Source organism: Streptomyces aurantiaciflavus (assembly GCF_049808595.1).
GTDB lineage: Bacteria > Actinomycetota > Actinomycetes > Streptomycetales > Streptomycetaceae > Streptomyces.
The window spans coordinates 98,354-111,044 of the sequence record NZ_JBNCAQ010000012.1 but is presented as its reverse complement, the minus strand read 5'-3'; the positions used below and the strand labels follow the sequence as shown (position 1 = coordinate 111,044).

Below are 12,691 nucleotides of genomic sequence, written 5' to 3'. Positions count from 1 at the left end.
CGGCCCCGGGGCGGTACCCGCATTCAGGAGACCGCATGACCATCGCCCGCGTCGACCGCCGCGCACAGCGGTCCTCGGCCAGCTCCGGGACGACCCGCACCACCGGCACGACGGACGCGCCCGCGCTGCGGCGCCGGCAGCGCCGCAGGAGCCGGCTGACCGCCGCCGCGTTCCTCACACCGCTGGCCCTCTACCTCGCCGCCTTCTACGTCTATCCCCTCTACCGCAACCTCGACCTGAGCCTGCGCGACTACACCGTCCGGTCGTTCGTGGCGGGCGACGCCCCGTTCTCCGGACTGGACAACTTCAGGACCGTCCTGGACGACCCGACGTTCGGTCCGGCGATCCGCCACACGGTGATCTTCACCTTCGCGTCGATCGCGTTCCAGTACGCCGCCGGACTGGCCCTCGCGGTCTTCTTCAACCGCCACTTCCGGCTGGCCGGCACCCTCAGGGCGCTGTTCCTCATCCCGTGGCTGCTGCCGCTGATCGTGTCCGCGTCGACCTGGTCGTGGATGTTCAACAGCGAGTCCGGCGTCATCAACTACGCCCTCCACCTGGTCGGCGTCGCCCCGGTCGACTGGCTCAACTCACCGGACTGGGCACTGACCTCCGTCGTCGTCGCCAACATCTGGATCGGCATCCCCTTCAACCTGGTCATCCTCTACAGCGGTCTGCAGAACATCCCCGCCGAGCTGTACGAGGCCGCCTCTCTGGACGGAGCGAGCGCCTGGCAGCAGTTCCGGCGCGTCACCTTCCCGCTGCTGCGACCGGTCTCCGCGATCACACTGCTCCTCGGCCTCGTCTACACGCTGAAGGTGTTCGACCTCATCTGGATCATGACCAAGGGCGGCCCCGGCGACGCCTCCTCCACCCTGGCGACCTGGTCCTACCAGCTGGGCTTCGGAACCCTGCTCCCGAAGTTCGGGCCCGGGGCCGCCGTCGGCAACATCCTCATCCTCATCGCCCTCGTCTTCGGCCTGCTGTACATCCGCGTCCAGAGGAGGCAGGAAGCGTGAAGTCGCTGACGTCGCGCACCTACACGTTCGTCGGTGTGCTGCTCACCGCGGTGATGCTGTTCCCGGTGTACTGGATGGTCAACGTGTCCCTCACCCCGCAGCAGGACATGCGCAAGAGCCCGCCCGACCTGCTGCCGCTGCATCCCACCTTCGAGGGCTACCGGGCCGTCCTCGACGACCAGCTGCCCTACCTGGGCACCAGCCTGCTCATCGGCCTCGGCACGGTCGTCCTCACCCTGTTCCTCGCCGCCCCGGCCGGCTTCGCGCTGGCCAAGCTCAGGCCGGCCGGCGGCGGAGTTCTCGGCCTCGCCCTGCTGGTCGCCCAGATGATCCCCGGCATCGTCATGGCGATGGGCTTCTACGGCATCTTCCTCGACCTGGGCCTGCTCAACTCATGGTGGGGGCTGATCATCGCCGACTCCACCATCGCCGTGCCCTTCGGCGTCATGATCTTCACGGCGTTCATGTCGGGCATCCCCGGAGAACTCATCGCCGCCGCCCGCATCGACGGGGCCTCCACCTGGCGCACCTTCCTGTCCGTCGTGCTCCCCGTGAGCCGCAACGCGGTGGTCACCGTCTCGCTGTTCAGCTTCCTGTGGGCCTGGTCCGACTTCGTCTTCGCCAACACCCTTGACGGCGGCGGCAGTCTGCGGCCGATCACCCTCGGCATCTACAAGTACATCGGCAACAACAACCAGGAGTGGAACGCGATCATGGCCACCGCCGTTGTCGCCTCCGTCCCCGCGGCAGTCCTGCTGGTCCTCGCCCAGCGTTACGTGTCCGCAGGCGTGACCGCGGGCGCGGTCAAGGACTGACCCCCTCGATGCCCGCCGCCTCCGGGCCCCGGCCCGAGGCGCCGAGCTCTCCTGCTCCGGCGACCTCGCGCTCAGAGCGAACCCGTCCCGAGCGCAAGCCCTTGTACGACGCGTCGGCCGACCCCCCGGGCCCACGCCCCTGTACGACGCGTCGGCCGACCCCGGCCCGCCTCCGGTGCCTCACGCCACCGGCACGTTCCCGTCCATCCCGAGCCGCCCCGGCGCATCCCGGCACCGGCGCGTTCCGATTCACCGTCCCCCAGGAGAGCCGCTGATGTCCCACCTGAGCCCCCGCCACCGTCACAGAGCATCCCTCGGCCGCGCCACCGCGGCCTTCCTGGCCACGGCGCTGGCCGGCGCCGCCGTCACCCTGACGGGCCCGTCCGCCCAGGCCGCCCCCAGCTCCTCCACCACCCTTGTCGTCAACGCCAACCAGACGCTCCGGCCGGTCACACACGTCGGCACGGGCAGCCTCTACGGCCTCGCCGACGACAGCACCCCCGCCGACAGCCTGGTCACGCCGCTGAAGCCGAACACCTTCGTCCAGATGGCGCCGGGCGGCCACCAGCTGCCCAACGGCGAGCCCGCTCCCGCCGGTGACGCCCTGGTCGTCGCCGCCAAGGCCGCCCGGGCGGGCGCCAAGGTCGTCGTACGGCTGCCGGACTGGTACCCGGACTTTCCCTACAAGTGGGTGAGCTGGAGCGACTGGCTGTCCGCAGTGGACCAGCAGGTCGCCGCGGTGAAGTCCTCCGGCGCCACCGACATCAGCGCGTACGCGCTGTGGAACGAGCCCGACTGGACCTGGGACACGACCAAGGCGGGAGCCTCCGACGACGGGTGGGCCCGCACCTTCAAGGAGGTCCGCGCCAAGGACACCACGACGCCGATCCAGGGCCCGAGCTACTCGGTGTGGAACCAGTCCTGGATGAACACCTTCCTCACCGACGCCAAGGCGAGCGGCACGGTGCCCGACGTCATCGCCTGGCACGAGCTGCAGGGCAGCAAGGACATCGCCGCGCACATCTCCGCCTACCGGTCCCTGGAGTCCAGCCTCGGCATCAGCCCCCGCCCGATCGCCATCGAGGAGTACGGCACACCGGCCGAGATGGGCAACTCGGGTGCGCTCATCGGCTACGCGGCCAAGTTCGAGCGGGGCGGCGTGCGCGACGCCGAACTCGCCTTCTGGAACCACTACGGCACCCTCGGCGACACCCTGACCGACACCGGCGCCTCGCCCAACGGCTCCTACTGGACGTACAAGTGGTACGGCGACATGTCCGGGAACATGCTCACCACCACACCTCCCGCCCAGACCGGCATCGACGGTCTCGCCTCCCTCAACGGCGCGGGCAGTCAGATCAGCGTCATCGCCGGCGGCTGCACCGGCTCCTGTGCCGTGACGGTCAACGGCCTCTCCTCCCTGCCCGCCTTCGGCAGCACTGTCCACGTCAAGCTGGAGTACAGCCCCGACACCGGCCGCACCACCGCCTCTCCCGGACCGATCACCGTCTCCGACACCGACTACACCGTCTCCAACGGCTCGATCACCGTGCCCGTCACCATGAACGCCACCGACGGCTACCACCTGGTGATCACCCCCACCGGCACCTCCACCTCACTCGCCGGCCGCTACCAGATCACCAACAAGAACAGCGGCCTCGCCCTCGACACCCTCAACGCGGGCACCGCCCAGGGCACTTCGGTCGTCCAGGCCGCCTCCACCACCGGCACCGACCAGAACTGGACCCTGGTGGCCGCCGGCTCCGGCCTCTACAAGATCGTCAACCAGAAGAGCGGCCTGCTGCTCGGCATCACCAACATGAGCACGGCCGACGGCGGCACCGCGCTGATCTGGGGTGACAACGGGACCGCCGACCACCTCTGGCAGGTCATCCCCGCCCGCGACGGCTACTACAAGATCGCCAACTACAACAGCGGTCGCCTCCTCGGAGTCGACCAGATGAGCACATCCTCCGGAGCCCAGGTCCTGCAGTGGGCGGACAACGGCACCGCCGACCACCTCTGGCGGCTCACCGCACGCTGAGCCGCCCGACCCACGACCCCGCGTCGGCAGACACTGGCCGACGCGGGGTCCTCGCGCCTGGAGTCGGGAGAGCACGGGTGTCTTCCTCGGCCTGGGCGTCGGCAAGAGCGCCCGTCACGGGCAGGGTTTGTTGGTTAGGGTGACAGGCAGAGACGGATTGCGACGTCCTTGGCCAGGGTGAGGGACAGGCCGGCGAGTGCGGGGCCGCACACGCTGACGGCTCCCGCGCGGGCCACGTCGGATACGACAGGGGGGGGCTCCTTGGTGGGGAGTTGGCGCCGGCAGAAGCCGAAGGTCACGTCGACGAGCGTCAGCGGCGTCGGATCGCTCGGCCGGAGCGGACCCGGACGTCGGCCCGGCACAGGTCGCGCCTGACGTGTTCGCACCAGGACGCGGTGGACGTGTGACCGGCCGGCCGGCGCCTGCGGTGCTGCCCCGGTCGCTGCGCGCGTGGCTCGGGCCGATCGCGGCGCTCGCCACGCTGGTGGTCGTCGTGCTCGGGGTCCTGTACGCAGGCCACAGTGAGTCCGGCAGGGTGGACAGGTGGGTCATCCAGCCGACGGCGGACAGTGTGCGGCCGCCGTGGCGGCGCGTCGCTCTGGCCGTGGACTTCTTGGGGGAACCCGCCGGAGCGGCGATGCTGGGCATGGCCGCCGTGACGGGCTGCCTGCTGCTACGGCGGCCTCGCGCGGCGGTGCTCGTCATGGCCGGCCCCGCCCTGACCGTGGGGACGGCGACACTGCTCAAGCACCTGGTGGGACGCACCATCCACGGCGACGGCAACCTGTCCTATCCGAGCGGGCACACCGCCTTCCTCACCGCGTTCGCCCTCGTGGTGGCGTTGCTCGTGACCGGCCGGCTCGGCCTCGGCAGGACGGCCGGCACGTCACTCGTGCTCGCCGCGGGGCTGACGGCCGGCGCCGCCATGGGCTGGGCGCAGGTCGCCCTGAGCGCGCACTACCCGACCGACGCCCTCGGCGGCTGGTGCACCGCGCTGGCGGTGACACCGGCGACCGCGTGGCTGGTCGACCGGATGGCCGACCGGCTGGTCGACCGGATGGCCGACGCCGGTCGGCGGGAGCCTCGCTGACGTCACGTCACGTCATGTCACGCCAGGCGGCGGAACACGGGCTTCACCGGTCGTCCGGCCAGCCAGGGGGTGGGGTCGGCGGAGTCCAGCGCCTTCCGGTACACCGCACATGCCTGGGCCACCACGTCGACGGTGTGCTCGATGTCGGCGTCGCTGAGTGCGCTGCTCACCACGAACGACGGGGCCAGCACCCCGCCCGCGAGGAGCCGGCGCAGGAACAGGGTGCGGTACTCCTGCGACGGCTGCCGGTTCTCGTCGAGGGTGGCGAAGACCAGGTTGCTGGCCCGGCCCCGGACGACGACGTGGTCGCCGACGCCCATGCTCGCCGCGGCGTCGCGGACACCGGCGGCCAGCTTCTCGCCGAGGGCGTGCAGTCGCGCGGTGACGCCCTCCTCGACATAGGTGGTCTGCACGGCCATCGCGGCGGCCAGGGAGTGCGTCTCCGCGCCGTGCGTGGTGGACAGCAGGAACACCCGGTCGCCGGAGTGACGCAGCCCGCCCCGCTCCATCAGCTCGCGGCGCCCGGCCAGCGCGGAGACGGCGAATCCGTTGCCCAGCGCCTTGCCGAACGTGGAGAGGTCGGGGACGACGCCGTACAGGCCCTGGGCGCCCGCCTCGGACCAGCGGAAGCCGGTGATCATCTCATCGAAGACCAGTACGCAGCCGTGCCGGTCGGCCAGTTCGCGCAGGCCGGCGAGGTATCCGGGCGGCGGCTCGGTGTGGGTGGCGGGTTCGAGGATCAGGCAGGCGACCTCACCCTCGTACCGGGTGAGCAACTCCTCCGTGGCGGCCAGGTCCCCGTACGGGAACGCCACGGTCAGCTCAGTGGTCGCCGTAGGAATGCCGGCGGACATCGGCGTGGTGCCGATGAACCAGTCGTCGACGGAGAAGAACGGATGGTCGGCGCAGATCGCCACCCGCGGGCGCCCGGTGGCGGCGCGGGCGAGACGCACCGCGGCGGTGGTGGCGTCGGAGCCGTTCTTCGCGAACTTCACCATCTCGGCGGTCGGCACCGTGGCCAGGAAGCGTTCCGCGGCCTCGACCTCCACGATGGACGGCCGGACGAAGTTGCTGCCGCGGTCGAGTTCCCGCCGCACCGCCTCGACCACGCGGGGGTGGGCGTGGCCGAGGCTGACCGACCGCAGGCCGGAGCCGTACTCGACGTAGCGGTTGCCGTCGACGTCCCACACGTGGGCGCCGCGGCCGTGGCTGATGACCGGGGCCAGGTTCTCGGGGTACTGGTCGTCACCCTTGGCGTAGGTGTGCGCGCCTCCAGGGATCATGGCGTGCAGCCGCTCGTTCGCCGTCCGCGACCGGGGAAGGAGGAACTCCTCGGTCTCTGCGGTGTGTTCGGTGTCCACGCCGACCTCACTTCTCTCTTTGCTTCAGGACCTGGGCGAGGCTCGGCGCCTCCCGGTCCCGCTGGGACATCGATGTGACCGGCAGCGGCCAGGGAATGGCGAGCTCCGGGTCGTCGAAGGCGATCGTCACGTCCTCGGCCGGATCGTGCGGGCGGTCGATCCGGTACGAGGTGTCGGCGGTTTCGGTCAGCGCCTGGAAGCCGTGCGCGCACCCCGCCGGGATGTACAGGGTCGCCTGTGTCTCGCCGGACAGCTCGAAGGAGGCCTGGCCCAGGTATGTCGGCGAGTCCGGCCGCAGGTCCACGACGACGTCGAAGATCCTCCCGTACGAGCACCGCACCAGCTTGGCCTCGCCGGCGCCGGAGCGCAGGTGAAGGCCGCGCAGCACGCCCCGGACCGAGCGGGACAGGCTGTCCTGCACGAAGGCGTGCGGGTCGAGGCCCACGGAGCGGACCACGTCGGCGTCGAACGTGCGGCAGAAGAAGCCGCGCTCGTCGGCGTACGGCGTCGGCTCGAACAGGTACGCGCCGGCGATCGCCGGGACTTCGGTCGCTTTCATGGGGTCTCCTGCCGGACGTGGGCTCGGGCACGGTCGGCCGCCGGGAACAGGGCCGCGGTCAAGGCGGTGAACTGCTGCTCGAGTTGCCGGGTGGCGACCAGGTTCCGCTCGGTGAGGGTCCGCCGCAGCTCGGCCGATCGCCGCTCCAGCTCCCGGAACTGCTCGAGCAGCCGGTCGGCGTCGACCTCGCGCGCCGGGTGACAGTACGCGCCAAGGCCCATCCGGTCCATGAGCGCCTCGCTCTTCGCCGCATAGCTGAGGGCGAGCACCGGCGTGCCGGTCTTCAGCGCGCAGATCAGGTTGTGGTACCTGACCGCCACCACGGTGTCGGCAGCCGCCATCTCCTTCATCAGGTCGGCCAGCGAGGACGGCTCGGCGGCGGTGACGAGCGGTGAGTCCACCGCGTCGAGGATCGCGGCGACCACCGACGCGTCGCACTCGTCGCCGGTGAGCAGCCGGACCGGCCTGCCCTCCTCGACCAGCGCCCGGACGAACCGGATCGTCCCGTCGAGGTAGCGCCGGTGGATCTCCTCGGCCCGGGCACGGTCGTCGTTGCCGCCGTGGAAGTCCATGACACCGACGCAGACCGGGCCCGGCGAGCTCGGGGCCTGTTCTGAGGGCGCGCTCGCCCGCGGCGTCGGCAGGGCGAACGCGAGGTCCGGGTAGACCTCGTCGCGCGCGGTGTCCACGCCCATCGCCCGCATCGCGTCACGGGACTGGGCGTCCCGGTACGACCGGTACGCGGCCAGCCGCGCCGACCAGCGCACCAGGGCCCGGGTGGGCCGGTTGCCGATCTCGGCGGCGCCGACGCTGACCAGCGCGACCCGGGTGCGCGACAGCCGGCCGGACGCGCAGAGCAGGAACAGCGAGTACGGGAAGCCCCACGGCCGCAGCGGCAGCGTGGCCTCCAGGACGCCCATGCCCGGCACGATCACCACGTCGTGCCGGCGCACCCAGGCGGCGGTGCGGAAGACGTCGACGAGTTTGCCCAGCCCCTTCCCCACGATCGCGCCCGCCCGCGACGCGGTCCGGTACTCCCCGCGGTACCAGTGCAGCCGCGTCGCGGGGATCCCGAACCGGGCCGCGACGGCCTCGGGTCCGCCGCACAGCGCGTCCACGACCGCCTCCGGGTGCTCGGCGCGGAGGTACCCGAGCACGGCCTCGAGCGACCCGTCGTTGCCGAGGTTGCCGGAGCCGAGCAGACCGAACACCCCCACACGTGTCGCGGTCCTCATGCCCGCCGCCCCTCACGGCCGGCGACGAGGGCGTCGACGGAGACGTTCAGCTTGGCCGGGTCGACCGGGGCGCGGTCCTCGACCCGCTCACCGGCGCCCGTCCGGGCCCGGCTGGTCATCCACGCGGCCAGGTGGCGGTAGCACTCGCGCCGGTCGGCCGGGGACAGCGGCGCCCGCCGGATCGCCGAGACGAAGCCCCAGACGTACTCGGCGAGCAGCCGGGGCGTCGGGTGCAGCAGGCCCGCCCGGCGCGGGTCCAGGTTGATGCACCGGGAGCGCTTGGAGGGGTTCGCCCGCTCGGCGCGGGTGGGGTGGTCGCGGCGGAAGTAGAGGAGCTCCGGCACCTGGTGGAAGGGCCCGTGCAGGCCGATCTCGGAGACGAACGTGCGGTCCGCGTGGTGGTAGCTGTCCATCGGCTTCACCCGGCGCAGCACGTCGGCCCGGATCACCCCGTAGAAGTCGTCGCCGCCGGGCTCGAACAGCATGCTGCGGAACCGCTCCGGCGGATGCGGTGAGTCGGTGGCGAGCGTGTACTCGTACGGGACCTTCACCTGGCCGTCGCCGTCGATGACCGCCTGGTCGGCGTGCGCGAGGATCACGTGCGGCCGCTCGTCCAGCGCCTCCACGCAGCGCCGCAGCAGGTCCCGGGCGTACAGGTCGTCGTGCGAGGCCCACTTGAACAGCTCGCCGCGGCACTGGGTGAACACGTAGTTGTGGTTCGGCGTGGCGCCGACGTTCCGGGGCAGCCGGAGGTACCGGATGCGCGAGTCCTGCGCGGCGTACTTGCGGCAGATGTCCTCGGTCCCGTCGGTCGAGGCGTTGTCGGAGATGACCAGCTCGAAGTCCTCGTAGGTCTGGCCGAGCAGGGCGTCGAGCGACTCGGCCAGGTACTCCTCGCCGTTGTACACGGGCAGGCCGATGCTCAGCCTGGGTCGGTCGGTCATGGCGTCCTCACTTCGGGGATGGAGTCTTGGTGGTGCTCGCGCAGGGCGGACCGCAGCTGCAGCCACCACACGGCCGAGCCGCTGACGGTCGCGGCGGCGACGCCCCAGGCCGAGCCGACCGTGCCGGCGACGGCCGCCCCGCCGAGTCCGCCGCCGACATAGCAGGCGGAGGCGAACAGCTGGGAGCGCAGGCTGCGTCGGGCGGCGCCCAGCGCGCGCAGCCCCGCCGCCGCGCCGGTGCCGAGGCCGGCGCCCGCGACGCCGAGGGTGACCGGCGCGATGAGCTGCGCGGCGGAGTGCCAGACACCGCCCAGCACGAGCTCGCCGAGCCGGTCCGGCATCAGCAGCAGCGCGCCGCCCCAGAGCAGCGCGCCGGCGGCCTGCCCGCCGCCGAGGAGGAGGCAGAACTTCCCCAGCCGCTGCGGGGCCTGCCGGAGCACCCGTGCCGCCTCCGGGACGGTGACCAGCGACAGCCCCATCAGCACGGCGAGGAACGGGCCGAGCAGGAGTTCGGCGCCCCGCACCGCACCCACCGCACTGACGCCGACGATCGCGCCGAGCCCGTACGCCCGCAGCTGGCTCGCGCCGCTGAGGCTGACGTTCTCGACCAGGTACCGGTAGCCGAGGTCGCGCTGTTCGCGAAGCCACCCGCGAGCTCGGGTCATCCGGGGCCGGATGCCCGACTGGATGTAGCCGTATCCCGCGGCCACCGCGGCGGACGCGCCCCAGGCGAGCACGAACGCGGCCACGCTGCCCACGCGGGCCGCCACGACCATGGCCGGGACGAGCGCGACGCACCACACGAGGTCGTTGACGAACGCCTTCCGCCCGGCGCCGGCGGCGAAGAACGAGAACCGCCAGGCGTCCTGCAGCAGCAGCCCCGGCAGCAGGACGCCGAGGCAGGCGAAGGCGGGCCCCACACGGCCGCCGAGAGCGAGCCCGCCCACCACACACGCCGCGCCGATGACTGCGCCCACGCCGAGCGCGGTACCCGTCGAGCGGGCCACCGCCCCGCGCCAGGACGCCTCCGGCACGCCGCTGAAGCGCACCGTGAGAGGGTCGGTGGCCAGGCCGCGGGAGACGTTGAGCACCACGCCGTAGGTCACCCAGGCGAGGCTGAACACGCCGAACGCGGTCACCCCCAGCGAGCGGGCCACGTAGATGCCCACCGCGAAGTTGCTGATGCTGGAGGCCGCCTGGTCGGCGAGCCCCCAGGACAGCCGGCCGGCGACGGCCCGCCGGGCGGTCCGGCGGGCGTGTCCGGGCTCGGTCGCCGGTGCCGTCGTCTTCTCCCCCTCGGTGGTCATCGGCGTCACGCTTTGATCAGCCCGGCGCCGTGCAGGGCGTCGGCAGCGGCGGCGACGGTGTCGAACGGCAGCCCGGACCGCTCGGCGACATCCAGCAGACTGTGCTCGCCGTCGGAGAGATTGAGCACCCAGAGCATGGCCATCTGGGCCTGCTTGGTGTCGCTGCGGCCACCGAGCGCGTCGTACAACCCGCGCCGGCCCAGCTGTGGTTCGCCGTAGGGGCTGAGGTTGAGGTACCGCCGGTTGCGGTCCAGGACGGCGAACGCCTCGCGGCAGACCGCGAGGGTGTCCGCCATCGCCTCCGGGGAGACGAAATCCAGGTTGTCCGCCGACGTGTGGTACTCGGGATAGCCCGCGTACGGAGTGCGGGTGAGCGAGCCCACGCCGAGGTCGAACCCGGGCGAGCAGTACTGCCGCTCGTCGTAGCCGTACGGAGTGAACTCGGTGACACGGTGCGGGCGTTCGGAGACGGCCAGCACGTGCCGCATCACCCGGTCGATCTCCGCGTCGCCGCGCCTGCTCTGCTTGTACGTCAACGAGCCGGGGTCGCCGGCGCAGGCCAGCACAAGGCCGTGCTTGACCCGCTCCACCCTTTCCGCGTTGCGCGCCAGCCAGGTGATCGCGCCGATGGTGCCGGGCGCGAAGATGAACCGGTAGGTGTAGTACGGCGTCTGCTGCGCCAGCTCCCGGGCCAGGAACGTCGCCACCGCCACGCCGGCCATGTTGTCGTTGGCCAGCGAGGGGTGGCAGACGTGGCAGGAGACGATGACCTCGTCGGGGACCTGCCCTGGGACGACGTGCTCGGCGTAGGTGAGGTGGCCGTCCGCCAGGGTGGAGTCGATGCGGACCTCGTAGTCGCCGTCCGGCATGGCGTCCAGGGTCTCCTGGGCCAGGCAGAACCCCCAGTCCGGCTTGTAGTAACTGGTGCGGTACGGCACCCAGGACGGGTGGTCCGGCAGGGTGTGCAGGTGTTCGCGCAGCTCGGTCAGCGGCATGGTCGCCGCCACCGGCACGCTGTAGCCGAGCACGTGCAGGTTGGACGCGGCGAAGTCGACGACCCGGTTGCCGTCCGGGTCGGCGATGTAGGCGTCCCGGATGTTCCACTCCTGCGGCACCGTCCAGTCCAGCACCTGGGTCCCGGTCGGCACCTCGTGCACCTGCAGCGGGAGGTACTCGCCGACGATGTCCAGGGTGGCGCGCACACCGTCGCCGGTGATGCTCCGGCAGAGCGGGTACAGCCGCTCCACCAGGGCGTACATCTCCTCGCCGGCACCTCTTTCTACATGCGTGGTCACCGGCGCCACCGCAGGGTGTCGTCGACGGCGCCGGCGTCGGAGGCCGCGCGCAGCACAGCGAGGCGGGTGAAGCGCTGCTGGAAGGCCTCCTGGGTCAGCCCGTGTGCGCGGTAGGCGTCGGCGAGTTCGAGCGCGCCGCGCTTCACCGTCCACTCGCAGTCGAAGCCGGGGACGGCGGCGCGGAACCGGGAGAAGTCCACCCGGTAGGAGCGCGGGTCGGCACCCGTCTCCCCGGTGATCACCACCTTGGAGCCGGGCACCGCCTCGGCGACCTGCTCTGCGATCTCGGCGACCGTGACGTTGTTGATCTCGCTGCCGATGTTGAACGCCCGGTCGTGCACCGCCTCGCGCGGCGCGGTCAGCGCGGCCGTGAAGGCCCGTGCGATGTCGGCGGCGTGCACCAGCGGGCGCCAGGGGGTGCCGTCGGACATCACCAGCACCTCGCCGGACAGCAGCGCGTGGCCGACCAGGTTGTTCAGCACGATGTCGGCGCGCAGCCGGGGCGAGTAGCCGAAGGCGGTGGCGTTGCGCATGAACACCGGGGTGAAGTCGCCGTCGGCCAGCTCGTGCAGGTCGTCCTCCACCCGCACCTTGGACTCCGCGTACGGCGTCACCGGGCGCAGCGGGGCGTCCTCGCCCACCAGGTCCTCGCCGCCGGCGGCGCCGTACACCGAGCAGGTCGACGCGTACAGGAAGCGCCGCACCCCGGCGTCGCGGGCCAGCCGGGCAAGGCGTACGGACGCGTGGTGGTTGATGTCGTAGGTGAGCTCCGGCGCCAGCGATCCCAGCGGGTCGTTGGAGAGCGCGGCCAGGTGGATCACGGCGTCCACCCCGGCCACGTGTTCGGCCGTGATGTCGCGCAGGTCCACCCGATGCCCCGGCGGGTCCGCGGGCGTCGGGCCGAGGACACAGTCGGCGAACAGGCCGGCGTCGAGACCGACGACCTCGTGCCCGGCGGCCGTGAGGACCGGGGCCATCACGGTGCCCAGGTATCCCTGGTGTCCGGTCAGCAGTACGCGCAT

Annotated in this window: 11 protein-coding genes; 4 read left to right on the top strand and 7 right to left on the bottom strand. The window is 71.9% G+C overall.

The features are described from left to right. Positions 1-35 precede the first annotated feature (35 nt). The 4 genes from ACPT94_RS16500 (at position 36) to ACPT94_RS16485 (ending at position 4,968) form a co-directional block, all read left to right on the top strand. Positions 36-1,019 (top strand): carbohydrate ABC transporter permease, encoded by a 984-nt coding sequence (locus ACPT94_RS16500; RefSeq protein ID WP_360340528.1) that lies wholly within the window; start codon positions 36-38, stop codon positions 1,017-1,019. Beyond that, a complete protein-coding gene (locus tag ACPT94_RS16495) occupies positions 1,016-1,834 on the top strand; it encodes a carbohydrate ABC transporter permease (RefSeq protein WP_360340531.1) in 819 nt (272 codons plus the stop codon). Before ACPT94_RS16500 ends, ACPT94_RS16495 begins: the two co-directional genes overlap by 4 nt. A gap of 274 nt (positions 1,835-2,108) precedes the next feature. Beyond that, positions 2,109-3,878: an RICIN domain-containing protein gene (locus ACPT94_RS16490; RefSeq protein WP_425246148.1), complete on the top strand. Its 1,770-nt coding sequence runs from the start codon at positions 2,109-2,111 to the stop codon at positions 3,876-3,878. Positions 3,879-4,281: 403 nt separating this feature from the next. Continuing rightward, positions 4,282-4,968, top strand: coding sequence for a phosphatase PAP2 family protein (locus ACPT94_RS16485; protein ID WP_360340537.1), 687 nt, complete (start codon positions 4,282-4,284; stop codon positions 4,966-4,968). Between the two features lie 17 nt (positions 4,969-4,985). Here ACPT94_RS16485 and ACPT94_RS16480 read toward each other — a convergent pair whose 3' ends face one another. Genes ACPT94_RS16480 through ACPT94_RS16450 form a run of 7 tightly spaced genes read right to left on the bottom strand, consistent with a single transcriptional unit; the run spans position 4,986 to position 12,691 of the window. Further along, positions 4,986-6,329, bottom strand: coding sequence for a glutamate-1-semialdehyde 2,1-aminomutase (locus ACPT94_RS16480; RefSeq protein ID WP_360340540.1), 1,344 nt, complete (start codon positions 6,327-6,329; stop codon positions 4,986-4,988). Between the two features lie 7 nt (positions 6,330-6,336). Then, positions 6,337-6,888: a dTDP-4-dehydrorhamnose 3,5-epimerase gene (gene rfbC / locus ACPT94_RS16475; RefSeq protein WP_360340543.1), complete on the bottom strand. Its 552-nt coding sequence runs from the start codon at positions 6,886-6,888 to the stop codon at positions 6,337-6,339. Then, entirely contained in the window at positions 6,885-8,123 is a 1,239-nt protein-coding gene (locus ACPT94_RS16470; RefSeq protein ID WP_360340546.1) for a polysaccharide pyruvyl transferase family protein, read from the bottom strand. The genes rfbC and ACPT94_RS16470 overlap by 4 nt, the downstream gene beginning before the upstream one ends. Further along, positions 8,120-9,067, bottom strand: coding sequence for a glycosyltransferase family 2 protein (locus tag ACPT94_RS16465; RefSeq protein ID WP_360340549.1), 948 nt, complete (start codon positions 9,065-9,067; stop codon positions 8,120-8,122). The genes ACPT94_RS16470 and ACPT94_RS16465 overlap by 4 nt, the downstream gene beginning before the upstream one ends. Further along, a complete protein-coding gene (locus ACPT94_RS16460) occupies positions 9,064-10,374 on the bottom strand; it encodes an MATE family efflux transporter (protein ID WP_425246147.1) in 1,311 nt (436 codons plus the stop codon). Before ACPT94_RS16460 ends, ACPT94_RS16465 begins: the two co-directional genes overlap by 4 nt. Before the next feature lie 5 nt (positions 10,375-10,379). Beyond that, positions 10,380-11,633, bottom strand: a complete 1,254-nt coding sequence (locus tag ACPT94_RS16455) for a DUF4910 domain-containing protein (protein WP_360340683.1) — start codon at positions 11,631-11,633, stop codon at positions 10,380-10,382. A 32-nt stretch (positions 11,634-11,665) separates the two neighbouring features. Then, a complete protein-coding gene (locus ACPT94_RS16450; RefSeq protein ID WP_360340555.1) occupies positions 11,666-12,691 on the bottom strand; it encodes an NAD-dependent epimerase/dehydratase family protein in 1,026 nt (341 codons plus the stop codon).

Excerpts from the sequence above, each read along its gene's own strand:
- ACPT94_RS16500 (WP_360340528.1), top strand. The coding sequence starts at position 36 with ATGACCATCGCCCGCGTCGACCGCCGCGCACAGCGGTCCTCGGCCAGC.
- ACPT94_RS16490 (WP_425246148.1), top strand. The coding sequence starts at position 2,109 with ATGTCCCACCTGAGCCCCCGCCACCGTCACAGAGCATCCCTCGGCCGC.
- rfbC (WP_360340543.1), bottom strand. The coding sequence starts at position 6,888 with ATGAAAGCGACCGAAGTCCCGGCGATCGCCGGCGCGTACCTGTTCGAG.
- ACPT94_RS16470 (WP_360340546.1), bottom strand. The coding sequence starts at position 8,123 with ATGAGGACCGCGACACGTGTGGGGGTGTTCGGTCTGCTCGGCTCCGGC.
- ACPT94_RS16465 (WP_360340549.1), bottom strand. The coding sequence starts at position 9,067 with ATGACCGACCGACCCAGGCTGAGCATCGGCCTGCCCGTGTACAACGGC.
- ACPT94_RS16460 (WP_425246147.1), bottom strand. The coding sequence starts at position 10,374 with ATGACCACCGAGGGGGAGAAGACGACGGCACCGGCGACCGAGCCCGGA.
- ACPT94_RS16455 (WP_360340683.1), bottom strand. The coding sequence starts at position 11,633 with ATGTACGCCCTGGTGGAGCGGCTGTACCCGCTCTGCCGGAGCATCACC.
- ACPT94_RS16450 (WP_360340555.1), bottom strand. The coding sequence starts at position 12,691 with ATGCGCGTACTGCTGACCGGACACCAGGGATACCTGGGCACCGTGATG.